The following is a 23,748-nucleotide window of genomic DNA, read 5'->3' on the forward strand; positions in this document are numbered from 1 at the left end:
TCCTTCGCGAGGCGACATGCGGAACGCTGGCCCTGGCGCGTTTTCGCTAGCGGCTGCCGTCAGACCGATATAGCGTTGTGATCAGCAGTCGTGGTTCCGAAGTCCCGTTCGCCCGTGATCGCCATCACGGGCGTTCTTGCGTTTCAGCGCCTCTCCGGACCAGGGCGATCACCTCCCGGGCACGCAGGGTGCGGGCCCGGTTTCCCTCGAAGGAGACGGGCATGGCCAAGGGCACTGTCAAGTGGTTCAACAGCGAGAAGGGCTTCGGCTTCATCGAGCAGGAGGGCGGCGGCCCCGACGTCTTCGCCCACTACTCCAACATCGCCGCCCAGGGCTACCGCGAGCTGCAGGAAGGGCAGAAGGTCGAGTTCGACGTCACCCAGGGCCAGAAGGGCCCGCAGGCGGAGAACATCCGCCCCGCCTGATCGCGCCATCCTGATGATGCCCGGCGTCCCGACTGCGGAACGCCGGGCATCGGTCGAGGCTCACCCACAGGCTGTGAATGATGCGCGGATTGCGATCTGGAGAGAGTCGTCGGCTCCGTGCCGAGGACCGCTTCTGACCTGCCTGAATGTGACTGATGCCTCTTTGTGCCCGGAGGCATAAATCTGCCGACTCCGCGGCGCGCATGAATCACAGGAGCGGTACCACACGTCTCGTAGTAGCTGCGTCAGACGATCGTGTAGTGCTGGTGACGCCGGGGGCTGAGGACATCACTGTTGGGTCCGGGCGGCGGCGTTATGCCGGGTCGATGAGGTGGCTTTCGTAGGCGAAGATCACGGCCTGTATCCGGTCGCGAAGTTCGAGCTTTTGCAGGATTCGCCCCAGATGGGACTTCACGGTCGCCTCCGCGAGGTACAGGGTGGCCGCGATCTCGGTGTTGGACAGGCCGCGGCCCACCTGGATGAGCACTTCGCGTTCACGAGCGCTGAGTCGGCTCAGCCGCTCGTCGCGGTCGGCGCTGCCGGCGTCGGGGATGTGCGGGCGGAGGTTCTCCAGCAGGCGGCGGGTGATTCGTGGGGAGACCACTGCGTCGCCCGCGGCCACGCTGCGTATCGCGGTGAGCAGTTCCTCGGGCCTGGTGTTCTTCAGCAGGAAGCCCGAGGCTCCGGCGTTGAGTCCGGCGAAAGCGTATTCGTCCAGGTCGAAGGTGGTGAGGATCAGTACTCTGCTCTGCGGGGAGATCCGGATGACCTGTCGGGTTGCCTCGAGGCCGTCGGTCTGAGGCATGCGGACGTCCATGAGGACGACATCGGGGCGTAGCTCCCGGGCGAGGTGTATGGCCTCCATGCCGTCTGCGGCTTCGCCGACCGGTGCCATGTCGGGCTGGGCCTCAAGGACCGTGCTGAAGGCCATACGGAGCAGTGCTTCGTCGTCGGCGATCAGGATGCGGATCGTCATGTGGATACCGCTCCGCTGCTGCCGAGGTCGAGGCGGGTGTGGACTCCCCAGCCTCCGCCCGGAAGCGGTCCAGTCTGCAGCTTTCCCCCGTAGGTGGCCGAGCGCTCGCGCATGCCGGGGATGCCGTGGCCGGATGGTGTGGCGCCGGGAAGTGGCGAGCAGGGGCCGCTGTCGGTGACGTCCACTGTGATGGTCTCGGTCGAGCACCGTATCCGGACCTTCGCGCGTGTGCCGGTGGGTGTGTGTTTGAGGGTGTTGGTCAAGGCTTCCTGTACCAGGCGGTAGACGGTCAGTTGTGCGGTGGCGGGTATGTGGGTGTGGCCGCCCTGGACCTCGACGCGGGTCGGCAGCCCGGCGGCGCACATCTGGTCGGCGAGAGCTGTCAGTTGCGCGATGCCGGGCAGCGGGTGGCGCTCCGCGTCCGGTTCGTCGGTCCGCAGGATGCCCAACGAGCGCCGCATGTCGGTCAGGGCCTGTCGGCCCGTCTCGGAGATCTGGAGCATCACGGTGGTGGCCTTGCCGGGAGACCGGTGCTGCGCGTAGACGGCGGCGTCGGTGAGCGCGACCATGACGGACAGGTTGTGGGTGACGATGTCGTGCATCTCCCGGGCGATACGTGTCCTCTCCTCGGCGACGGCCAGTCGCGCCTGCTGGTTCTGTTGTTGCTCCAGGCGTGCGGCCCGTTCCTCCAGAGCCGCGAGGTAGGCGCGCGTGGTCCGCGCGTTCACACCCAGGACGGCGGAGGCGACGACCATCGCCGTCACGGCGACGAAGAGGGTCAGGAATGCGCCTTCCGTCGCCCAGCGCAGACAGGCCAGCAGGGCCCCGCCCTCCACGATGGCACCGGCGACAAGCGTGCCGCGCCGGCCCGAGTTCGCGGCCACCGTGTAGAGCGCTACCAGCAAGGCGATGTCCGCCGGCAGTTGGACGTCCGTCAGCCACTGGACGAAGGCCGCGGCTGCCACGACGCCGAACACCGTGAGCGGAGCCCGGCGTCGGCACACCAGGGGCAGCGCAAGGGCGGCGGTGAGGGCCACGGACACCGGGAGCTCTCGCGGCGCGCGCGTGGTCACAATGTTGAGCAGGAGCAGCGTCGGCAACAGCAAGTCCCCCACCACGGGCGGCAGCCGAAGGCCCCAGCGCCGGGCGGCACTCACCAGTCGCCCCGCTCGCACGGAGGCCAGGTCGGCGCACCTCGTCAGCCGGGTGGCTGTCTTCGTCCGCCGCACGCGGTCCCGGAAGCGCGCCGGGAGGGCATTGCCGGGTTCCGCGGCCACCTGGGTCATCACACGTCCCCGTCGATTGAGCATCATGGTGGCCCCGGCCGGGGCCACCACCGCGTACAGCCGGAGCCGGGTCGGATATGGGGGGAGCGAAGCCCCGGGCTGCCCAGCGTGTTCCGTAGCCCCGTCACGGTAGGCCGCAGTTCCAGCGGAACGCATGAGTCCACCGTCGGATGGCACCGCGCTGAGATGCGACTGTAGGAGGAGTCCCGCTACCCCCGTAGTCGCAAAGCGGCCGCTGAGCTGACGTGTTCGATTGCCACTCCGGTTGCACGGGGAGCATGCTTCGGGTTGCGACTCCGGTCGCATGCGAGGGCGACCCGGGATCGATGTGGCATCGCTTGCCCCGCGCTGAGGATGGCCGGATGACCGAGACCATCACGGGGCTGTACATGTCCCCGCTGGAGTTTCTTGCCCTGCTGGGTGCCGTCGCGCTGGTGGTGGCGCGCTGGCTTCCCCCCGCTGCCCGCCCGCGCGTCACGATCGCGGCGGGGGTGGTGTTGGTGCTGTCCACGATCGCGCTGAGTGTGACGGGTGTGATGGGTGTGACGGGTGCGACGGGGATCCGCTGGCAGCTGTTGCCGGTACTGGCAGGCGGTGCCTTCGCGCTGCCGTTCGCCTTCTCTCCTCTGTTGCGCCGCCGTAGCGGTCGGCCGGCGCGGCGGGCCCGGTGGTGGCTGGCGTTGCCGGGGTCGGCTGCCTGCGTCGGTCTGATCGCCATGGGCCCGGTGGCCGCCTGGTCCTTTCCCGTACCCGTGTTTCCCGAGCCGTCAGGTCGTTTCGCGGTCGGCACCCGTGTGGTGCAGTGGACCGACCCGCACCGCCCCGAGACCTTCACCGCCGACCCGCACGACCGGCGCACGGTCGTGGTCCAGCTCTGGTATCCCGCGCGGAAGAGCCCCGCGGGCGCGCGGCGGGCTCAGTACCTGGGACGCACGGAGCACGAGGCGCGCATCGTCTCCGACGCCCTCGCTCGCGAGGTCGGCCTGCCCGGCTTCCTGGTCGACGGCGTCCCGCGTGCCCACACCCGTGCGGTCTTCAACGCCGCGGTGGCCGGCGGGAGTGAACGATTCCCGGTCGTACTGTTCTCCCCCGGGTCGGGCGGAGTGCGCACCCAGAACACCGCCTGGGCGGAGGAACTGGCCAGCCACGGCTACGTGGTCGCCGCCCTCGACCACCCGTACGACTCCGCCGCCGTCGTCCTCACCGACGGCCGCACGATTCGCACCAGAATCGACTCAACCGGCGACCGGGACAAGGACAACACGCTGGCGGCCCGCTGGACGGCTGTTCGGGCCGCTGACCTCGGCTTCGTTCTCACCCAGCTGGACCGGCTGGGCCGAGGTGAGATCTCCGGCCCGCTGACCGGACGCCTGGACACCAGCCGGGTCGCGGTGACCGGCCACTCCATGGGGGGTGCCGCCGCCCTGCAGGCAGCTCGGCAGGACGCCCGCTTCGACGCCGTCATCGACCTGGACGGCTACCCCCACGGCCCCACCTCGCCCTCCCTCCATCGGCCGACGCTCGCGCTCACCCAGGCCATCACCCCCGAAACCGACCCGCACTACCTACCCCGCCTCACCAAGGTCCTCGAGCACAACGCCGCGACGAGCTACCGGCTCACGATCCCCGGCGCCGCGCACCTCACCTTCATGGACGGCCCCCTGTATCTGCCGCCCGTGCCCTCGATAGTCGGCTCCCTCGGCCGCGCCGAGAGCCCGCACGTCGTCGCCGTAACCTCTCTCGCCTTTCTGGACGCCACCCTGCGGCACACACCCGGTGACCTGGCCGGCATTCTGTCGGCCTACGGTGACCTCAGCGTCTACCGCCCGGGCGACAGCCGCTGATCAGCTGTGCCACGGCAGCCGACGGCACGGCCGTTCCCTTGTGGAGGACGAGGTTCTGCCGGGCGATCGCCGGCCGGCCGAAGACGATGGCGTCGACACCACAGGTCGAGCCCCTCGGACCAGTCCGAGTCATCCACCGGCGTGCCGGCGGTGGCCAGTGGCGTACAGGTGCAGGACCTTGTGGCCGACCCCCTTTCCGTCGACGTAGACGCGCTCGGCGCGGTATAGGCACCGGCCCGTCAGCACGGGGGTCACCGCGGCTCTGCCAGGACGTGGCCGACGGCGTCCGCCGGGGTGCGGGGGCGGGGCACGGACAGGGAAGGGGCGAGGTCGAGCCGCTTGTCCATCTCCAGGCGGAAGGTCCCGTACGGGTTGATGTTCGACCAGAGCAGGTGCAGGGCGAGCATCGAGGTCTCGGCGTGCTCCTTGTCCGGGCCGGTCAGCGCGCCGTCCTTGCCGTAGTGGAGCACGGTGTTCGCGCTGTTCCAGTTCTCCACGACCTGGAGGCCGCCGTGGATCTCCCGGCGCAGGCCGGGGGCGGCGAGGTAGTCGCAGGCGAAGACCGTACGCACGGCGGGGCCGAGTTCTTCGAGCGCGGCGTACGTGGGGTGCTTGGGGCCGCCGCGGGTGAAGCGCCGCAGCACCTGCTCGGCCTCCGCCGTCCCCAGGCGGAGCGCGGTGGCGTACTCGAGACAACGTTGAGCTGCGGGTCGTGCCGTTGGCGGTCGGATCTTGTTCCGGGACGACCTGTGGGAGCGGGTGGCTCCGCTGTCGCCGCGTACTCCCGAGCGCAGTTGGTCCGGACTTCGGATGTGCCTGATGCGAGCGGGGCAGGGGCCTCAGTCGCCGTCCTGCGGGGGGGACAGCCACTCAGTGGTTCTTCACCGGCCGTCGCACGGGTCGTCGCCCACAGGCATCGGCTTGGTGTCGGCCGCCAGGCAGGAGGAATACACCCGCGGCGGAGTGAGCTGCGGCTGTGGTTCCGTCGCGGCGCTCACAGCAATGAATGCCACGGCCCCGGCACAGATCAGCCCCGCTATCACGGAGAGCCCTGTACGGCGGCTCACCGGTCGCCGCTGAAGTGTTCAAGAATTTCATCGCTGCAGTCGTCCGCGCCGACCCGGGTTCGCGAGAAGGCCAGCACGCCGTCGTCATTGCCTTCCCTCTTGGCCTTGGCCAGCTGCGTCTCGATGTTCGCGATGTACTCGGCGCACTCGGCGCTGACGGGCTTCTCGGGCTGCGGGTCAGGAGCCGGAGAGGCGTTCAGTGCGGTGGTGGCAGCGATACCGGCCGCGCACAGCACCGCCCATGCGGCAACCCACGTGCGGCGGCTCATCCCTAACGGCTTGGGCATGTAGGCATCCTACGAGCGTCACGCCGGGCCTCTTCCAGATCTCGTCGGACTCGTCCCGATGCTCTTGTGGCCAGCCGCCTCGGGCCTGTTCGGTGCAACCGGCCTCAGGGGCTGACCAGCTGAACGTGACGTACATGAGCGCTGAGTGCATCGGCTGCGCTGCCAACGCCGCCGCCGTTCTTTCAGTCGGTCCCGGCGGCGCCTTTCGGTCAGGCGTTGAGAGCCTGGCTCAGGGTGCGGTGGCAGGCGATGACGGTGTCGAGGCCGACGATCTGGATGGTGCGCAGTACGGCCTGGGTCGGTGCGGCCAGGCGCAGCCAGCCGCCGGCCTCGGTGAGGTCGCGGTGGGCGGCGAGGAGGATGTTGACGCCGGTGGAGTCCATGAAGCCGACGCCGCGCATGTCGATCACGACGCGGGGGCTGGCGGTGCCGGTGACGTCCAGGGCCTGGCGCAGTGTCCCGCCGGTCTGGTGGTCGATCTCTCCGCCGAGAGTCACCACGCGGACGCCCTCGCTGACGGTGGACACGACCGACAACTGGCCCGGCTGCTCAGCTTGTTCGGAATCCGCCATCTTTCCCTCAACCATGTCGGTGATACTGGCACACCGGATCTTCACACCCGGGGCTGCCGTGCATCGTACGGGTGATCCCTTTGGATGCGGAGCCAACCTCCGACCGGGGCCCGCGTCGATCCTGCCCGCGGGGGTACGCGGCACACACGGCGCGGGGACGCGCGGGCGGGTGAGCGGGGAGCGAAGGGCGGGAGATGAGGGAACCGGAGCCATTGAGCGGGGACGGCACAGCCCCGGCCGCCGGCCGCCCGTGGCAGGTCATGGTGGCGCTGGAGGGAGGCGGGACCGACATCGCCCGCGCCCGCCACCTGGCCGCCGCCTTCCTCACCCGGCATCAGACCGAGTACGGGCTGGTGGTCTCCCAGCGCGGCCTGGACCTGACGCAGCTGGTGGTCAGTGAACTGGTCACCAACGCCCTCAAGTACGCGCCGGGCCCGGTCCTGATAGATCTGCGCATCGACGGCGATGTGGTGGAGGTGGCGGTGTGGGACTCCGACCCGGTGCTGCCGGTGGCCCGGGCCGCGAACGTCGGCCGGGTGGGCCAGCACGGCCTGGAGATCGTGATGCCGTCGCCCAGGGCTTCGCAGTCCGCAAGGAGGCGGTGGGCAAACGCATCACCGCCCGCATCGCCCTCACCGACGAGCCGATCAGCAGTCCCGCCGCACGACGGCTCTAGAACGCGGCTCCGACCGCCGCCTTCGCGGTGCAGAACAACCGCGACAACTCGCGGGCGTCCTTGGGCGCAACCCGGGAGGGGGCGGCGACCTCCGGCAGGCCAGCTATGTCCGTGACCGTCTTGGCCGCAGTCACTGTCGCCATGATGCTTCCCTCCCCATCTCTACACCCTGCCGACCCGGGCCAGATTCAGCTGGAACGGCGGATGCCCCTTGCGCCGCGGCCGTTGTCCTGCGGAGCCTCTGTATGTGCTCGGGCCTGGTTGTCAGTGGTGCCGCGTAGCCTGACTGAGCAGCAGCTCGGCCGGCGGCTCGTAGCCGTGCCGTGTCCAGCAGGGACGGTGTGGTGATGGCTGATCGCAAGACCGTGACGCGCCAGACGGTCATCGGGGAGATGGGCACACCAGGGTGTCGTGGGACGCAGCCACAACCGGGTTACGGAGTAAGCCGGTTCGGCCCGCGGAACAGGAAGGTCGCCTCGCGAATCGAGTCCAGGCCGAGCATGACCATCAGCACCCGGCCGAGGCCCATACCGAGGCCCCCGTGCGGCGGGCACCCGTACCGGAACGCGTTGAGGTAGTCCTGCATCGGCTCGGTGCTCATGCCCTTTTCGGCGGCCTGCTTCAGCAGCACGTCGTACCGGTGCTCGCGCTGCGCGCCGGTGGTGACCTCCAGGCCCTTCCAGAGTAGGTCGAAGCTCAAGGTCACACTCGGGTCGTCGGCAGACCGCATGTGGTAGAAGGGCCGGATGCCGACCGGGTAGTGCGTGATGAACACGAACTCATGCCCGGTGGCCTCCTTGATGTGGGCCGAGATGCTCCGCTCGCCCTCCGGGTCCAGGTCTTCCTTGACCCCTGCGGGGTCCCAGCCGCCCTTGCGCAGGATCTCCTGCGCGTCGGCCATGGTGATACGGGGAAAGGGCGTCGTGGGCACGGTGACCTCGACGCCGAAGTGCTCGGCGATGGCCTCACCGTGCGCGTCGGCGACCTTGGCGATCGCGTGGGCGAGCATCTGCTCCTCAAACGTCATCACGTCCTCGACCCCGTCGATCCAGGCCAACTCCACGTCGACGCCCGTGAACTCGGTGGCATGCCGGGAGGTGAACGATGGCTCCGCGCGGAAGACCGGCCCGATCTCGAAGACCTTGTCGACGCCGGCCGCGATCGCCATCTGCTTGAAGAACTGCGGCGACTGCGCCAGGTAGGCGCTGCGGCCGAAGTAGCCGAGCTTGAAGACCTCGGCGCCGGACTCCGAGGCGGTGCCCATGAGCTTGGGCGTGTGCATTTCGGTGGCGCCCTGCGCGTAGGCGTACTCGCGCATGCCCTGTTCCAGGGTGGTCTGTACGGCGAACATCAGCTGGGTGGCGGGACGGCGGCGCGCGTCGAGGAAGCGCCAGTCCATCCGCTGTTCCAGGCCGGTGTGCTCGTCGATCGGTAGCGGCGTGGCGGCCGGGTTCAGGACCTCGACCGCTTCGGGGACGATCTCCAGGCCGCCGAGTTTGACCTGGGCCGCGTCGACGACGCGGCCGGTGATCCTGACGGCGGACTCAGATGTGAGGGTTTCGAGTTGGGCCTCCAGCGGCCCGTCGTCGCGCTTGTGGGTCACCTGCACCATGCCGGTGCTGTCCCGCACGATGGCGAATTGCATCTTGCGCTGCAGGCGGAGTGTGTTCACCCATCCGCAGATGGTGACGGTACGGCCGAGGTGTTCTCGCAGGTGGGAGACGTGTACGCGGCTGTGGATCATTTCGGTCCTCCGAAGGACGTCGTCATGATCCCTTGGGAGTGCGGGCGAGAAGGGCAACTCGCGGTGCCACCGCACTTTCGACGCCACAGGGTGGCGGCCTCATTCAGGCCCGGTGACGGGGGCCGGCCGGCGGGGCATTGGACCACCAGACGGGGGCCGTTCCTCCCCGCGCTCAGGAGGGTCTTCACCTCGGGGCGCGAGACCGCCTTCCCAGCTACCGGCGGCTCTCTCTGCTCGCGTGATCCGTGGCTACTCGTCTCCGTCAGCGCGTTGCGTAGAAGGATAGGGACGGCGCGCCTCCATCCGCAATCGAGAAACACCCTGTGATCGCCTCCCGTCGGTCCCGAGAAGCGGGAATTGGCCTGGCCACAGCCGTGCGAGTTGTTGGGCCCGAACGTCGCGAGTACGTGGCCTGTCGGGATACAAACAGCCGTGATGGCCGAACGGGGACGGGAGTGAGGAGGGATGACAACCAGACAGCTTCTGGCGAAGGCCGAGCCGAGCAGCCCGGAGCTCGGGCTTCATCTTCGCCTCTGGAAGCAGACCGGAGTCGCTTAGAACGGCGCCCAGTCCCGCCGCGAGCCACTGGACCGCAGTGTCTCGACACGCTTCTCGACTTCCTCGGCGGCGCGCGGATTCGTGCCGGCGTTCTGCGCGAGCCAGGTGACCATCAGCAGTTCGCGGACACTCCTGAGCACGGTGTACCCGGACCACTGCCGGACGTCGAAGCCGTAGCCCTCCGAGAAGTCGGCGTACTCGGCTTCCGTGTGCCAGCCGAAGCTGTCGTAGTACATGGCCGTCTGCATGAGGTCCCACTCACGGGGGCCTGCCGCGAAGCCGTCCAGGTCGATGACCTTCGGGTGCCCTTCGACGTCGCGCAGAACATTGCCCACATTGAAATCACCGTGCACATGCCCGGGCGGAAGGGCGAACTCCAGCTTCTCGTACTCAGCCGCCAACTCCTCAGCCAGCCCGGCTAGATACACGCGGGTCTCGGCACGGATCACAGCACGCCGCAGGCGCTGCTCGACCTTGTCGAAGGGACGGAGGGCGGGCAGGGAGAAGTGCGGCGGCTCCAGTCTGTGAAGCCGCCGCAGGAGTTCGCCCATCTCACCGGTGCTGGCGTACTTCTCGCCGTCGGCCAGCCCCTCCCAGAAGGTCACGGGGTGCCGGTCGACGACGACCGGCTGTTCCGCCTCTGTGACGAGTCGGGCCGACGGGTAGCCCTCAGCCGCGAGCCATTGCGCAACGGCAACCTCTCGGCGCACTGACGGTAGACGGTCCGCGTGGCGGCCGACGCGAGAGACGACCCGGCCTCCGGCGATGCGGAACACCGCGTGGTCACCGAGCCGCAGCAGTTCGATTCCGTCGGGGTCCAGTCCGATCAACTCGCAAGCTGTGCGCAGGATGCTCTCTGAAGCTGCGGCGTCGAACGTGGTTCGCTCGCTCGTCGTCATGCCGTCTGACCCTCCTGCCCGACGGGTAGAGCGAGGAGAACCCGCCCTCACGTCGCTCTGCCTCTCGATGCCAAGGGTTCCACGGCCGCGCGGCGAGTGGTCGACACCGCGCGCACCGGGCGTACTCAGTGTTGCCCACGGCCGGGAGCGGCCGACCAGCAGACATGAGGCGGGACAGCACACCGGCCGGCGTCGACCCCGAGCGAGATCGTCAGATGCTTACGTCAGGACCGCTCGAACGGATCATGGAGCCCAACTGTGGCCCAAAGCGAGTCGGCCGGCCTGATGCGTGTCACGTCGCTCAGTGATCCACTGCTCGATCTGGCCCACCGAGTTCGTGATCGGTTGGTCCGTTGTGTCGAGCAGTTGAGTGTTCCATCGGGGATCATCGGCGTGCCACCCGGTCCAGCGGTGCCAGACCATCTCGGGCCAGCTGTTGTCGATGACGATGTCGGGTCGGTAACGGGGGTCGAGGGCGTGCTTCCGGTGCCATGCGGCCCAGCCGAGGAAGGCGTCGACCGCCGGAGCGTCCCACCGGCCGGGATCGCGCTCGGCGAGGCGAACGCGCCGGACCTCGTCCGTGACATCGACCAGGCACACGGCGATGCCGTCCAGCAGCGGGGCGGAGGGCACGGCGAGGACTTCGCCCAAAGGCGACTGCCCAGTAAGCAGAAGGTCGATTCCGCGCTCCTGGTACTCCAGCGCGCGGCGCACCCACATCTCGGTCATGCGATGGCGCCAGTGCAGGTCGGCGCCCTCCGGCACACCCAGCTCATCGAAGTCGTGCACGGCGATCTGCGCGAGCCTGTCGGCAGCGGCGTAGGCGAGCGTCGTCTTGCCCGAGCAGCTGGAACCGGTGAGCTTGAACAACATTGCCCCAGTGTGCCAGCGCCTCAGCGCCTCGCTCGACCCGTTTTCTGCGCGCCCCCGGCCTCCGCAGGGCGCCGATCGAGGCAGCTAGCCGCCCGGCCAGATTCCAGCCCGCTCACGGCTCTACGCCGCCGCGCTTGTAGCCATCCCACAACCGACCACCAGACTGCCCCAGCCTCTCGTCCACCACGTCGACGAGGGGCTCGATCCGACCGTCCAGCACCTCACGGACAGCGTGATGCAGGCGCATGCTGAGCCCTGGTGCCGTGGATTCAAGACGCCGTGCCATCCACTTCCCGCCTCCACCCCAAGACCCGCCCATGACCAGCGCCAACTCGCCAGTTCGCCGCGCCAGTTCGGTGGCAATGAACAGCCGCTCCCCCTGGTCGGAGCTTCCCGAGAGGTCGTCGAGGAGGTCGGTGATCGCGTAGCGGCGGTCATCGATCTCTTCGGCCGACGCGGTGGGCGGGCCCGCGGCAGTCAGCTTCCGGGCCTCAGCAGCGAGGCGCGCGCCGACTCCATCGGTGTCGAAGAGCAGCAGCCCGTCGGCACACATCCAGAGCAGCGGTGACCGGCGCTTGCGTACTTCCCGCTCGACGTACGCGTACCAACTCGCCTCGGTGTGCACGAACAGCTCCACCGGCCAGTCATCGTGCCGGAAGCTTGCCCGGTAGGGGGCCGGGGCGCCATGGAGCAGCACCACGATGTCGAGATCAGACATCGCCGTACGACGGCCCGTCACGACGCTGCCTCCCAAGAACGCCGCCCGAGCGTCAGGGTGATGTTCGTCCACAACGGCACGCGCAGTGTCAATCGGGTCCATGGAGCAACTATCTGCTCCCTGCCTGGCGCGCACGGGGTTTCTTCCCCCGCACCAGCAGAGGTGTAGGCTCTCGCGCTTCGCTGCCTGCGCCGAGGCTGTGACCTGCGACTTCTCGCGCTGTCTCACGCTGCTTCATGTGCGGTTGTCTCAGCTCTCGCTCGGTGCACCACCTTCGCTGAGGCCACTCCAGACGGTCAGAGCGCTGACCTGCGGTGTCTCACGGTCCACTATCACCCGGGTCGGCGGTGTGGTCGGCTGTGTGGGGGGGCCGTACGGCGGGAACGCGGGGTGCGTTCTGCGCCGGATGTTCGACCGCAACATCGCGCTGCGCGGGGGAGCGCCCCGGTCCGCGCCTACATGCCCAAACTCCTGCCGGATGCGCTCTGCGGGGTCCTCGATCGGGAACCCGTCTTCGACCGTGCCGTCCCCTGGCCGAGGTGCCGGACGGTTATCGGGCGATGGACGACCGGTCGGCGCTGAAGCTGCGCATCACCTTTTGAGCGTGGGGCGCGCGGCGCCTTCGTGATGTCAGGTGGCGCGCTTCACGTGGCGGACCAGCCACATCAGCAGGGCGTCCAGGTCGGCGGCGGCCGAGAGGACCCGGTCGACCGCCTCGGGGGTGTGCAACCACTGTTCGCAGCCGAGGGGACGGGCGGCGATCAGTGAACGGTGGCGCAGCAGGTTCGTACGGGAGTGGTCTGTCGGGTAGCCGCGCGGGGGACGTTTCATCACGTCCCCGGAGATGTCGTAGCCCTTTTTCCGCACGTCCTCGACGATGGCGGACAGTTCGCGGCCGCTTTTTTCGGAGGCCACGGCTTTGCGGAACGTGTCCACCTGGCCGGGATCGGGGTACCACCAGGCGCCCTGGATCCGCAGGCCGTCCAGGTCGAACCGGAGACCAATCTCGATCTTGCGGCCGAGCCGGATCACCGCGCCCTGGTGCTGCCACCACCAGGAGTTGGTGCGGTAGTGCCAGACGGAGAAGTCCTCGTACCGGGGGTCGGTGTCCGCGACCTCGTTGAGCAGGGCGATCATCGGCTGTCGGACCAGGCGTTCGCGGTCCGCGCGGCAGCGCTCGCGGGTCGCGTGGGTCGGTTCGCCCTGAAGCTGCCACAACACGTCCATGGCCTGCTCCGGCCAGCCGGTGAACTGTCCGCGCATGCGCGCAGGTTAGCTCACGCGTGATCCGCGCGCTCGGAGAGTGGGACGGGCAGGGAGGCGTAGCCCCAGACATCGTGGGAGGCGTTGCGGCGGGGCTCGCCGGCCAGTTCGATGTGCCGTGAGCGGTGGGCAAGTTCATCGATGAACACGGCGAGTGCAGTCGATATGAAGGGGTCGATGCGATTGTGCAGCCACAAGCCGAAGTCAGTAACGCCCGTCGAGCACGGCTCCGATCCCTGCCCGGCGTCGGGGCCGCGCGAAGCCTCCCTCACGCAGCCTCAAGCGGCCGAGGCAATGATCTCCGTGGGTCACGGCTTCGTCACCCGGGGTTGAAGAGCCAGGATGAGCACAGCCAGGAGAGAACCGGCGACATAAACACCGCTTCTCGGACATGCGGATATTTCAGGCCAAAATGGTCCTGAGTGGTTTCCTCCCCGAGAACAGGCCCCACTTCTCCGTCTTGCCCGGACCCACCCAAACCCGAGGGCGAGGGTTCCCCCGCGATCCGGCCCCATCCGGTCGTCAGTATCAATGCCGTCCGGCGGGGCCAGGTCAGGCCGGAGTCGAACAATGCTTGGAGCCGGCTCGGTCCGGAGGTGGTGGGGTCAATCGCACCGTCAAAGCCGCCCAGGTGTCATGAGCGTCGCGGCGTCGGCCGATTCGTGCCTCCGGGTGTAAAGAGCAACGACCCACCAGACCGTGTGCGCTTTGGTGTGCTGTCAGTCACATCAGTGCAGGTCACGCGCGGCGCTCGCGGAAAGGTGACGCTCTGATGCCCACGACGAGGACTGGTCGGTATTTGCTGGGGGGCAAGGCCATTAGAGGGTCCAGTCGCAAGTCTTTGGCCTGCGGAAACCTGTGAGTTTAAGAGGTTATCCACAGCATGTGGAGCGACGTATGCCTTGAAAAGAGCAACGGTCAAAAGACCGTGTGCGTTTTGGCGTGAACGCAAAAACTCCCGACCTGTATTTCTGCAGGTCAGGAGCTTTTCCCGGAGTGCCCCCGGCAGGATTCGAACCTGCGCACACGGCTCCGGAGGCCGTTGCTCTATCCCCTGAGCTACGGGGGCGTGTCGGGCGCTGAGTTGGTGGCTCGCGGCGACGGGTAGAACACTACCAGCTCGCTCGGGGTGATCAGGAACGGGTTTCGCGGCGGCGCCCGGGTGTGGGTTCCCGGGCGGGGTGGAAGTGGGGAAAACCCGGACGCGGTGGCCGGTCCGCACCTACTCTCGAGTTGTGCCAGGCGCGTCGGGTCGGGTGCTTGTTGTGGACGACAACAAGGTCATCCGGCAGTTGATCAGGGTCAATCTCGAGCTGGAGGGTCTCGAGGTCGTGACCGCGGCCGATGGTGTCGAGTGTCTGGATGTCGTGCATCAGGTGCGGCCCGATGTCGTGACCCTCGATGTGGTCATGCCCCGGCTGGACGGGCTGCGGACCGCCGCGCGGCTGCGTTCCGACCCCCGGACGGCTCACCTTCCCCTCGCCATCGTCAGTGCCTGTACGCAGCACGAGGTCGACAGCGGTCTCGACGTCGGCGTCGACGCCTTCCTCGCCAAGCCCTTCGAGCCCGCCGAACTCGTACGGCTCGTACGGCGGTTGATGGAGCAGAACGCGCAAGGGGGGGTTCCCGGTGCCGGTGCCGGTGTCGAGGACGGTCGGCTGGTCGGTGGCGTCCTCGGGGGCGGAGAGGCCGAGCGGGCCGGTCGCGCCGGCGGCTGATCACCGGGACAGCGGTTCCCGGTGACACCACCTCCCCGGAGAGCGCACATCCTCCATCCCCTGTCACCCGCCTTGCTCCCCCTGGTCGCTCCGCGGCCTCGTCCCGCCCGCGACGGTCGACCGTCCACATCCCGGACCCCGCCCAAACCCGCTCGCCCACCCACCCCCCTCCTCCCCTACGCTTGTCCCGTGACCCCCGTCGAGCTCTCCCGTACCGTGCTGCGCGCGGTGCGTCGTGCTGTCGACGACGGGGAGCTGGACGTGGCCGTGCCGGGGCGGACGAGCGTCACGCCGCCGGGGCCAGGTGGTTGTGGTGACTACGCCACCAACGTCGCCCTCCAGCTCGCCCGGCCCGCCGGGCAGCCGCCGCTTCGGGTCGCCGAGATCCTCCGGGAGCGCCTTGTCCGGGCCGACGGCATCAGTGAGGTCGTCGTCACCGGACCCGGTTTCCTCAACATCAGCCTGCGGGGAACCGGGACGGCCCTCGTACGGGAGATCCTGCTGAGCGGTCACCGGTACGGTCACGCCGTCCGGCCCACCGGCCGGCTCGTGCAGCTGCACGCCCCCCACGAGGTCCGCGCCGTCGTCGTCATGGACGCCGTGGCCCGCATCCTCCGCTCTCAGGGCGCCCTCGTCCGCACCAGCTGTGCCGGCAGGCCTGAGCCCGAGTGGGCCGACGTCCTCGGCGTCGACATCGACGCACACGGCACCGCCGACGCCCCCGCTCCCCTCGACGTCGACGTGCGCCCCGTACCGGCGGCCCCCGCCGATCCCACCCCCCTCGGCCGGGACGCCGCCCGCTGGGCCCTTCTCCACCCCGCGCTCCACGACCGGCCTCGCATCACCGCCGACCACCTGGTCCAGCGTGAGAGCAACCCTCTCTTCCGCGTCCGTTACGCCCACGCCCGCACCCGGGCCCTCACCCGCAACGCCGCCGACCTTGGCTTCCACGCCGAGCCCGGGGACGTGAACCCAGGGGGCGCAGCCGCAGCCGTACGGGAAACCGCCGTACAAGACGCACAAGACACGACCGCCCTGCGGCACGCCCTCGCCGATCACCCCCGCATCCTCCAGGCAGCCGCCGCGCACCACGCCCCCGACCGCCTGGCCCGGCACCTCGTCACCGTCGCCGATGCCGCCCTCCCCTTTCTCGCCGCTGTCCTTCCTCGTGGTGCGGAGAAACCCTCGGCCGCCCACCGTGCCCGGCTCGCGCTCGCCGAAGCCGCCGGGGCGGTGCTGGCCGGTGGCCTGTCCCTGCTCGGCATCGACGCACCCGAACACCTCTAGAGAGCCAGTCAAGAAGATGAGCCGTTCCGCACACCCCGCCGGGCCCCGTCACGCCGACGTCCTTCCCGAGGGCCACTACTCCGCCCCGCCCGCCGATCTCAACACCCTCGACCCCAAGGTCTGGGCCCAGACGGTCGGCCGTGACGAGGACGGCGTCGTCACCGTCGGCGGCATCGACGTGAAGACCCTCGCCGAGGAGCACGGCACCCCCGCCTACGTCGTCGACGAGGCCGACTTCCGGGCCCGGGCGAGGGCCTGGCGTACCGCATTCGGCCATGACGCCGACGTCTTCTACGCCGGCAAGGCGTTCCTCTCCCGGGCCGTCGTGCGCTGGCTGCACGAAGAAGGGCTCAACCTCGACGTCTGCTCCGGCGGCGAGCTCGCCACCGCTCTCTCCGCCGGCATGCCCGCCGACCGCATCGCCTTCCACGGCAACAACAAGTCCAGGGAAGAGATCACCCGGGCCATCGAGACCGGTGTCGGACGCATCGTCCTCGACTCCTTCCAGGAGATCGTGCGCGTCGCCCACATCGCCCAGAGCCTGGGGAAGCGCCAAAGGGTCCAGATCCGTATCACCGTCGGCGTCGAGGCCCATACGCACGAGTTCATCGCCACCGCCCACGAGGATCAGAAGTTCGGCATTCCGCTTGCCGGCGGACAGGCCGCCGAGGCCGTGCGGCGGGCGCTGAAGCTCGACGGTCTCGAGCTCATCGGGATCCACTCCCACATCGGGTCGCAGATCTTCGACATGTCCGGCTTCGAGGTCGCGGCCCATCGGGTGGTCGGGTTGCTCAAGGACGTCCGTGACGAGCACGGTGTCGAGCTGCCGGAGATCGATCTCGGGGGTGGCCTCGGCATCGCCTACACCAGCGACGACGACCCCAGCGAGCCGCACGAGATCGCCAAGGCGCTGACCGAGATCGTCACGAGGGAGTGCGAGGCCGCCAAGCTGCGGACCCCGAGGATCTCCGTCGAGCCCGGGCGCGCCATCGTCGGCCCCACCGCCTTCACGCTCTACGAGGTCGGCACCATCAAGCCCCTCGACGGGTTGCGCACCTACGTCTCCGTCGACGGCGGCATGTCCGACAACATCCGCACCGCGCTGTACGACGCCGAGTACACCGTCGCCCTCGTGTCCAGGACCAGCGACGCCGAGCCCATGCTCGCCCGCGTCGTCGGCAAGCACTGCGAGAGCGGGGACATCGTGGTCAAGGACGCGTTCCTGCCGGCCGACCTGGCACCGGGTGACCTCATCGCCGTACCGGCGACGGGTGCCTACTGCCGTTCCATGGCGAGCAACTACAACCACGTGCTGCGTCCGCCGGTCGTCTCCGTCCACGACGGCGAGTCCCGGGTCATCGTCCGCCGTGAGACGGAGGAGGACCTTCTGCGGCTCGACGTCGGCTGACCGGAAAGCGGAGAAGGAAAGCGGAGAAGGAAAAGCGGAGAAGGAAGATCTACGGTCTTTCGGCCCCGTGCAAATGAAATAGATGTCTCATAATCCGGACGAGGGGCAGAAACTCCCGTCCGGTGAGTGAGACTGGTCCCACCGTAGACGGTATGAGGAAACGAGGTCGGATGATGCGTACGCGTCCGCTGAAGGTGGCGCTGCTGGGCTGCGGAGTGGTCGGCTCAGAAGTGGCGCGCATCATGACGACGCACGCCGACGACCTCGCCGCCCGGATCGGGGCCCCCGTCGAGCTCGCGGGGGTCGCGGTACGGCGGCCCTCCAAGCTCCGTGAGGGCATTGCGCAGGAACTCGTCACCACCGACGCCACCGCCCTCGTCAAACGCGGGGACATCGACGTCGTGGTCGAGGTCATCGGCGGCATCGAGCCCGCCCGCACCCTCATCACCACTGCCTTCGAGTACGGCGCCTCCGTCGTCTCCGCCAACAAGGCGCTCCTCGCCCAGGACGGCGCCGCCCTGCACGCGGCGGCCGGACAGCACGGCAAGGACCTCTACTACGAGGCCGCCGTCGCCGGTGCCATCCCGCTGATCCGTCCGCTGCGCGAGTCCCTCGCCGGCGACAAGGTCAACAGGGTGCTCGGAATCGTCAACGGGACCACCAACTTCATCCTCGACAAGATGGACAGCACGGGGGCTGGCTACCAGGAGGCCCTCGACGAGGCCACGGCGCTCGGGTACGCGGAAGCCGACCCGACCGCCGACGTCGAGGGGTTCGACGCCGCCGCCAAGGCCGCCATCCTCGCCGGAATCGCCTTCCACACGCGCGTGCGTCTCGACGACGTCTACCGCGAGGGCATGACCGAGGTCACCGCGGCCGACTTCGCCTCCGCGAAGAACATGGGCTGCACCATCAAGCTGCTGGCCATCTGTGAGCGCGCCGAGGACGGGCAGTCCGTCACCGCGCGCGTGCACCCCGCGATGATCCCGCTGAGTCACCCGCTGGCCTCCGTGCGCGGCGCCTACAACGCCGTGTTCGTCGAGTCCGACGCCTCCGGCCAGCTGATGTTCTACGGCCCGGGCGCGGGCGGCGCCCCCACCGCCTCCGCCGTCCTCGGTGACCTCGTCGCCGTCTGCCGCAACCGGCTCAGCGGTACGACCGGACCGGGTGAGTCCGCGTACACGGCCCTCCCGGTCTCGGGCATGGGCGAGGTCGTCACGCGCTACCACATCAGTCTCGACGTGGCGGACAAACCGGGTGTTCTCGCCCAGGTCGCGACCGTGTTCGCCGAGCACGGGGTGTCCATCGATACCGTTCGGCAGCAGGGGAAGGACGGCGAGGCCTCTCTCGTCGTCGTCACGCACCGCGCGTCCGACGCCGCCCTGGGCGGGACCGTCGAGGCGTTGCGCAAGCTCGACACCGTGCGGGGTGTCGCCAGCATCATGCGGGTTGAAGGAGAGTAACGAGCAATGACCCACCAGTGGCGCGGAATCATCGAGGAGTACCGGGACCGGCTGCCCGTCTCCGACACCACGCCGGTCGTGACGCTCCGCGAGGGCGGTACGCCCCTCGTGCCCGCGCAGGTGCTCTCCGAGCGCACCGGGTGCGAGGTCCACCTCAAGGTGGAGGGCGCCAACCCCACCGGGTCCTTCAAGGACCGCGGTATGACCATGGCGATCACGCGGGCCAAGGAGGAGGGCGCGAAGGCGGTCATCTGCGCCTCCACCGGCAACACGTCGGCGAGCGCCGCCGCCTACGCCGTACGCGCGGGCATGGTCTCCGCCGTACTCGTTCCGCGAGGGAAGATCGCGCTCGGCAAGATGGGCCAGGCGCTCATCCACGGCGCGAAGATCCTCCAGGTCGACGGAAACTTCGACGACTGCCTCACCCTGGCCCGCGCGCTGAGCGACAACTACCCGGTGGCGCTGGTCAATTCGGTCAACCCGGTGCGCATCGAGGGCCAGAAGACCGCCGCCTTCGAGATCGTCGACATGCTCGGCGACGCGCCCGACATCCACGTCCTCCCGGTCGGCAACGCCGGCAACATCACGGCGTACTGGAAGGGCTACAAGGAGTACGCCGCCGACGCGGTGGCCGCCAGGACGCCCCGGATGTGGGGCTTCCAGGCCTCCGGCAGTGCCCCGATCGTGCGCGGCGAGATCGTCAAGGACCCGTCGACCATCGCCACCGCCATCCGTATCGGCAACCCGGCCTCCTGGCAGTACGCCCTCGCGGCGAAGGAGGAGTCCGGCGGGTTCATCGACGAGGTGACGGACCGTGAGATCCTGCGCGCCTACCGGCTGTTGGCCGCTCAGGAGGGGGTCTTCGTGGAGCCCGCCTCCGCCGCGTCCGTGGCCGGTCTGCTGAAGGCCGCCGAGCAGGGCAAGGTCGACCCGGGCCAGCGGATCGTGTGCACGGTCACCGGTAACGGCCTCAAGGACCCCGACTGGGCCGTCGCGGGCGCCCCGCAGCCGGTCACCGTCCCGGTCGACGCGGCCACGGCGGCCGAGCGCCTCGGGCTCGCCTGAGCATCCGGTCCACGCCGTCCGAGCAGGGAATCCCTAGGAGGGGTGCACAGGGGGCTTACGACACGCATCGTGCGCCTCCTGTGCGCCCTATGTCGCCACAGAACCTTCCTTCGATAGGCTGTACCGAACCCGCCCGCTGCATATGCCCTCGCGTACAGCGGGGGTGCCGCGTCGTCTCCGCGGCCGGCCGGGTCTTCGTACGTCATCGAATGTCATTCGACAATCACGCAGCTCAAGGAGAGTCATCGAAAGATGGCCGGTCCCGCATTCCGCGCCGCCGCCGTCCGGGTGCGCGTCCCCGCCACCAGCGCCAACCTCGGCCCGGGCTTCGACGCCCTCGGCCTCTCGCTGGGGCTCTACGACGACGTCGTCGTCCGGGTGGCCGACTCAGGGCTGCACATCGACATCGCGGGGGAGGGGAGCGAGACGCTCCCGCGTGACGAAAACCACCTTCTCGTACGGTCCCTGCGCACCGCCTTCGACCTGCTGGGCGGCCAGCCGCGCGGCCTGGAGATCGTCTGCGCCAACCGCATCCCGCACGGCCGCGGCCTCGGCTCCTCCTCCGCCGCCATCTGCGCCGGAATCGTCGCCGCGCGCGCCGTGACCATAGGCGGCGAGGCCCGGCTCGACGACAGCGCGCTCCTGGAGCTCGCCACCGAGATCGAGGGCCACCCCGACAACGTGGCCCCGTGCCTGCTGGGCGGCTTCACGGTCGCCTGGATGGAGGCCGGCGCCGCCCGGGCGATCAGGCTGGAGCCCGACGATTCCATCGTTCCGGTGGTTTTCGTGCCCGGGAAGCCCGTCCTGACCGCAACCGCGCGCGGACTGCTCCCGCGCACCGTGCCGCACGTCGACGCCGCCGCCAACGCCGGCCGTGCCGCGCTGCTCGTCGAGGCCCTCACCAGGCGCCCCGAGCTGCTGCTGCCGGCCACCGAGGACCGTCTCCACCAGGAGTACCGCGCTCCGGCCATGCCGGAGAGCGCCGCGCTGGTGGAGCGGCTGCGGGCCGACGGAGTCCCGGCAGTCATCTCAGGGGCAGGGCCCACCGTGCTCGCGCTGGTCGACGCCGACAGCGCCGACAAGGTGGCCCATCTGGCGGGCGAGGGCTGGGCCGCCAACCGGCTGGAGCTCGACGCCCAGGGGGCCTGTGTGCTCCCGCTCGCGGCCGCCAGTGACATGTGAGATCCGGCGTGTGCCGGATTTCGAGAGGGGGAATGTTTGTTGGATCCGGTAGTGTTAATCTCAAGTCTGCACCCGACCCCACCATGGCGAGGTGCTTCACGTCCCCGTCCGGGACAGACATTCTTCCGGGAGCCTCCCAAGCCGCACAGCGTTCCGTACGACGTACATGGGCAGTACGTCGTACGCGAGCACTGAGCGACTTGCCGGGCACGCTCCGGAACCGGTGTGACCAAGCCACGTGACACGGACACTCAGTGCCACGGCTCTCGGAAGCGCCGTCACCACATTCCTCCGCCACTCAGGCGGACCACCGCCCCGGCACGGTCCACAAGGATGGGACCGACGTCGGACAGCACAAACGGTCGCCGAGCCAGACAGGCCGACGTCCGCTCCAGGGAAGGACCCTTCGTGAGCGACACCACCGATCTGATGGGCGCACGTGTCGAGGAGACCGCTGCCGCGCCCTCCACGGACGCCTCCGCGCCTGCCACCGGTGCCGGCTCCCGGCGGCGCCGCGGTACCGGCCTCGACGGCATGGTGCTGGCCGAGCTGCAGCAGGTCGCATCCGGCCTCGGCATCAGGGGCACCGCGCGTATGCGCAAGAGCCAGCTGATCGAGGTCATCAAGGAGGCGCAGGCCGGGGGAGGTGCCGCGGCTCCCAAGGTCGCATCTTCCCCCGCCGGGGACGCCACCGAGACCAAGCCGAAGCGCCGCGCCACCTCCAAGGCCCGTACGGGCGATGCCGCCGAGAAGAAGGCGGAGGCGAAGGCCGAGGCCCCCGCCGAGAAGGCCGTGGCCCAGCAGCAGATCGAGATCCCCGGTCAGCCGGCCAACGATGACGCTCCCGCGGAGCGCCGTCGTCGCCGTGCCACCGCCGAGGCCGGCGCGCCCTCGGGCAGCCCCGAGACGGTCGTGGCCGAGGCGAAGAGCGAGCCCAAGGCCGAGACGCCGGCGCAGCAGCAGCCGCAGGGCGACGCCGGTGACGGCGACGGCCGTGGCCGCCGCGACCGCCGTGACCGCGACCGCGGCCGTGACCGCGGTGAGCGGGGCGACCGCGGGGACCGTCGCAAGAGTGACGACCAGCAGGGCCAGGGCGGTCAGCGCCAGCAACAGAACCAGCAGCAGAGCGGCGGCCGTCAGGACCGCCAGGACCGTCAGCAGCGCGACAACGGCCCGCAGGACGACGACGATTTCGAGGGCGGCCGCCGCGGCCGTCGGGGCCGTTACCGGGACCGCCGTGGCCGTCGTGGCCGTGACGAGATCGGTGGCGCGGGCGAGCCGCAGATCAACGAGGACGACGTCCTGATCCCGGTCGCGGGCATCCTGGACATCCTCGACAACTACGCCTTCATCCGTACGTCGGGCTACCTGCCAGGTCCCAACGACGTGTACGTCTCCCTCGCCCAGGTCCGCAAGAACGGCCTGCGCAAGGGCGACCACGTCACCGGTGCGGTGCGTCAGCCCAAGGAAGGCGAGCGGCGCGAGAAGTTCAACGCGCTGGTGCGGCTCGACTCCGTCAACGGCATGGCGCCCGAACACGGCCGTGGCCGCCCGGAGTTCAACAAGCTGACGCCGCTGTACCCGCAGGACCGCCTCCGCCTGGAGACGGACCCCGGCATCCTCACCACCCGCATCATCGACCTCGTCGCGCCGATCGGTAAGGGCCAGCGTGGTCTGATCGTGGCCCCGCCGAAGACCGGCAAGACCATGATCATGCAGGCGATCGCCAACGCGATCACGCACAACAACCCCGAGTGCCACCTGATGGTCGTCCTGGTCGACGAGCGTCCGGAAGAGGTCACCGACATGCAGCGGTCGGTCAAGGGCGAGGTCATCTCCTCGACCTTCGACCGCCCGGCCGAGGACCACACCACGGTCGCCGAGCTCGCCATCGAGCGCGCCAAGCGTCTGGTGGAGCTGGGCCACGACGTGGTCGTGCTGCTCGACTCCATCACGCGTCTGGGCCGTGCCTACAACCTCGCCGCGCCCGCCTCCGGCCGCATTCTGTCCGGTGGTGTCGACTCGACCGCCCTGTACCCGCCGAAGCGCTTCTTCGGTGCGGCCCGCAACATCGAGGACGGCGGCTCGCTGACCATCCTCGCCACCGCGCTGGTGGACACCGGGTCCCGCATGGACGAGGTCATCTTCGAGGAGTTCAAGGGCACCGGCAACGCCGAGCTCAAGCTCGACCGGAAGCTCGCCGACAAGCGTGTCTTCCCGGCGGTGGACGTCGACGCATCCGGCACCCGTAAGGAAGAGCTCCTGCTCGGCAGCGACGAGCTCGCCATCACCTGGAAGCTGCGCCGGGTGCTGCACGCGCTCGACTCCCAGCAGGCGATCGAGCTGCTGCTCGACAAGATGAAGCAGACGAAGTCGAACGGCGAGTTCCTGCTGCAGATCCAGAAGACGACGCCGATGCCGGGCAACGGCGACTGAC

Annotated in this window: 21 protein-coding genes, 1 tRNA gene and 2 pseudogenes; 11 read left to right on the forward strand and 13 right to left on the reverse strand. The window is 69.2% G+C overall.

What is annotated here, in order from left to right; genetic code table 11:
• Nucleotides 1-221 precede the first annotated feature (221 nt).
• A complete protein-coding gene (locus QF027_RS32720; RefSeq protein WP_010040284.1) occupies nucleotides 222-425 on the forward strand; it encodes a cold-shock protein in 204 nt (67 codons plus the stop codon).
• Between the two features lie 313 nt (nucleotides 426-738).
• Here the strand turns inward: QF027_RS32720 and QF027_RS32725 are convergent, their stop codons facing one another.
• Both QF027_RS32725 and QF027_RS32730 read right to left on the reverse strand, forming a co-directional pair.
• Nucleotides 739-1,401, reverse strand: coding sequence for a response regulator (locus QF027_RS32725; protein WP_307078721.1), 663 nt, complete (start codon nucleotides 1,399-1,401; stop codon nucleotides 739-741).
• A complete protein-coding gene (locus tag QF027_RS32730; RefSeq protein ID WP_307078723.1) occupies nucleotides 1,398-2,687 on the reverse strand; it encodes a sensor histidine kinase in 1,290 nt (429 codons plus the stop codon). Before QF027_RS32730 ends, QF027_RS32725 begins: the two co-directional genes overlap by 4 nt.
• Before the next feature lie 362 nt (nucleotides 2,688-3,049).
• On the opposite strand from QF027_RS32730, the gene QF027_RS32735 reads away from it, so the two are divergent.
• On the forward strand, nucleotides 3,050-4,531 hold the full coding sequence (locus tag QF027_RS32735) for an alpha/beta hydrolase family protein (protein WP_307078725.1): 1,482 nt from the start codon (nucleotides 3,050-3,052) through the stop codon (nucleotides 4,529-4,531).
• Nucleotides 4,532-4,782: 251 nt separating this feature from the next.
• Here the strand turns inward: QF027_RS32735 and QF027_RS32740 are convergent, their stop codons facing one another.
• The 3 genes from QF027_RS32740 to QF027_RS32750 form a co-directional block, all read right to left on the reverse strand.
• Entirely contained in the window at nucleotides 4,783-5,352 is a 570-nt protein-coding gene (locus QF027_RS32740) for a Tn3 family transposase (protein WP_307082575.1), read from the reverse strand.
• A gap of 242 nt (nucleotides 5,353-5,594) precedes the next feature.
• On the reverse strand, nucleotides 5,595-5,885 hold the full coding sequence (locus QF027_RS32745) for a hypothetical protein (RefSeq protein WP_307078727.1): 291 nt from the start codon (nucleotides 5,883-5,885) through the stop codon (nucleotides 5,595-5,597).
• 209 nt (nucleotides 5,886-6,094) lie between these two features.
• On the reverse strand, nucleotides 6,095-6,472 hold the full coding sequence (locus QF027_RS32750) for an STAS domain-containing protein (RefSeq protein ID WP_307078729.1): 378 nt from the start codon (nucleotides 6,470-6,472) through the stop codon (nucleotides 6,095-6,097).
• Between the two features lie 245 nt (nucleotides 6,473-6,717).
• On the opposite strand from QF027_RS32750, the pseudogene QF027_RS32755 reads away from it, so the two are divergent.
• Nucleotides 6,718-7,133: pseudogene (locus QF027_RS32755) on the forward strand (ATP-binding protein).
• On the opposite strand, the gene QF027_RS32760 reads toward QF027_RS32755, so the two are convergent.
• The 5 genes from QF027_RS32760 to QF027_RS32780 form a co-directional block, all read right to left on the reverse strand.
• Nucleotides 7,130-7,276, reverse strand: a complete 147-nt coding sequence (locus QF027_RS32760) for a hypothetical protein (RefSeq protein WP_307078731.1) — start codon at nucleotides 7,274-7,276, stop codon at nucleotides 7,130-7,132. The pseudogene QF027_RS32755 and the gene QF027_RS32760 overlap by 4 nt on opposite strands.
• A gap of 290 nt (nucleotides 7,277-7,566) precedes the next feature.
• Nucleotides 7,567-8,877, reverse strand: a complete 1,311-nt coding sequence (aspS, locus tag QF027_RS32765; RefSeq protein ID WP_307078733.1) for an aspartate--tRNA(Asn) ligase — start codon at nucleotides 8,875-8,877, stop codon at nucleotides 7,567-7,569.
• A gap of 554 nt (nucleotides 8,878-9,431) precedes the next feature.
• On the reverse strand, nucleotides 9,432-10,334 hold the full coding sequence (locus QF027_RS32770; RefSeq protein WP_307078735.1) for a phosphotransferase enzyme family protein: 903 nt from the start codon (nucleotides 10,332-10,334) through the stop codon (nucleotides 9,432-9,434).
• Between the two features lie 243 nt (nucleotides 10,335-10,577).
• Nucleotides 10,578-11,207: a hypothetical protein gene (locus tag QF027_RS32775; RefSeq protein WP_307078738.1), complete on the reverse strand. Its 630-nt coding sequence runs from the start codon at nucleotides 11,205-11,207 to the stop codon at nucleotides 10,578-10,580.
• A 112-nt stretch (nucleotides 11,208-11,319) separates the two neighbouring features.
• Nucleotides 11,320-12,027: a nucleotidyltransferase domain-containing protein gene (locus QF027_RS32780; protein WP_307082577.1), complete on the reverse strand. Its 708-nt coding sequence runs from the start codon at nucleotides 12,025-12,027 to the stop codon at nucleotides 11,320-11,322.
• Between the two features lie 229 nt (nucleotides 12,028-12,256).
• Here QF027_RS32780 and QF027_RS32785 point away from each other — a divergent pair.
• Nucleotides 12,257-12,527 (forward strand): annotated as a pseudogene (locus tag QF027_RS32785) (IMP dehydrogenase); the annotation flags it as partial.
• 28 nt (nucleotides 12,528-12,555) lie between these two features.
• Here QF027_RS32785 and QF027_RS32790 read toward each other — a convergent pair.
• The 3 genes from QF027_RS32790 to QF027_RS32800 all read right to left on the reverse strand — a co-directional run bounded on the left by QF027_RS32790 (nucleotide 12,556) and on the right by QF027_RS32800 (nucleotide 14,257).
• Nucleotides 12,556-13,188, reverse strand: coding sequence for a DUF2461 family protein (locus QF027_RS32790; protein WP_307078740.1), 633 nt, complete (start codon nucleotides 13,186-13,188; stop codon nucleotides 12,556-12,558).
• A 14-nt stretch (nucleotides 13,189-13,202) separates the two neighbouring features.
• Entirely contained in the window at nucleotides 13,203-13,337 is a 135-nt protein-coding gene (locus QF027_RS32795) for a hypothetical protein (protein WP_307078743.1), read from the reverse strand.
• An 848-nt stretch (nucleotides 13,338-14,185) separates the two neighbouring features.
• Nucleotides 14,186-14,257 (reverse strand) — tRNA-Arg (locus tag QF027_RS32800).
• Between the two features lie 118 nt (nucleotides 14,258-14,375).
• Here QF027_RS32800 and QF027_RS32805 point away from each other — a divergent pair.
• From QF027_RS32805 to rho, 7 genes are all read left to right on the forward strand, one after another.
• Complete coding sequence (locus QF027_RS32805) at nucleotides 14,376-14,906, forward strand: response regulator (RefSeq protein ID WP_307078745.1); 531 nt, start codon at nucleotides 14,376-14,378, stop codon at nucleotides 14,904-14,906.
• 189 nt (nucleotides 14,907-15,095) lie between these two features.
• On the forward strand, nucleotides 15,096-16,193 hold the full coding sequence (nrtL, locus tag QF027_RS32810; protein WP_307078748.1) for an ArgS-related anticodon-binding protein NrtL: 1,098 nt from the start codon (nucleotides 15,096-15,098) through the stop codon (nucleotides 16,191-16,193).
• 16 nt (nucleotides 16,194-16,209) lie between these two features.
• Nucleotides 16,210-17,601, forward strand: a complete 1,392-nt coding sequence (gene lysA, locus QF027_RS32815) for a diaminopimelate decarboxylase (protein WP_306976326.1) — start codon at nucleotides 16,210-16,212, stop codon at nucleotides 17,599-17,601.
• A gap of 170 nt (nucleotides 17,602-17,771) precedes the next feature.
• Complete coding sequence (locus QF027_RS32820; RefSeq protein ID WP_306976323.1) at nucleotides 17,772-19,064, forward strand: homoserine dehydrogenase; 1,293 nt, start codon at nucleotides 17,772-17,774, stop codon at nucleotides 19,062-19,064.
• Nucleotides 19,065-19,070: 6 nt separating this feature from the next.
• Complete coding sequence (gene thrC / locus QF027_RS32825) at nucleotides 19,071-20,129, forward strand: threonine synthase (protein ID WP_307078750.1); 1,059 nt, start codon at nucleotides 19,071-19,073, stop codon at nucleotides 20,127-20,129.
• Nucleotides 20,130-20,381: 252 nt separating this feature from the next.
• Complete coding sequence (gene thrB, locus QF027_RS32830; RefSeq protein WP_306976319.1) at nucleotides 20,382-21,311, forward strand: homoserine kinase; 930 nt, start codon at nucleotides 20,382-20,384, stop codon at nucleotides 21,309-21,311.
• A gap of 408 nt (nucleotides 21,312-21,719) precedes the next feature.
• Nucleotides 21,720-23,747, forward strand: a complete 2,028-nt coding sequence (gene rho, locus QF027_RS32835) for a transcription termination factor Rho (RefSeq protein WP_307078752.1) — start codon at nucleotides 21,720-21,722, stop codon at nucleotides 23,745-23,747.
• Nucleotide 23,748 lies beyond the last annotated feature (1 nt).

It is taken from the genome of Streptomyces canus (assembly GCF_030816965.1).
GTDB lineage: Bacteria > Actinomycetota > Actinomycetes > Streptomycetales > Streptomycetaceae > Streptomyces > Streptomyces canus_E.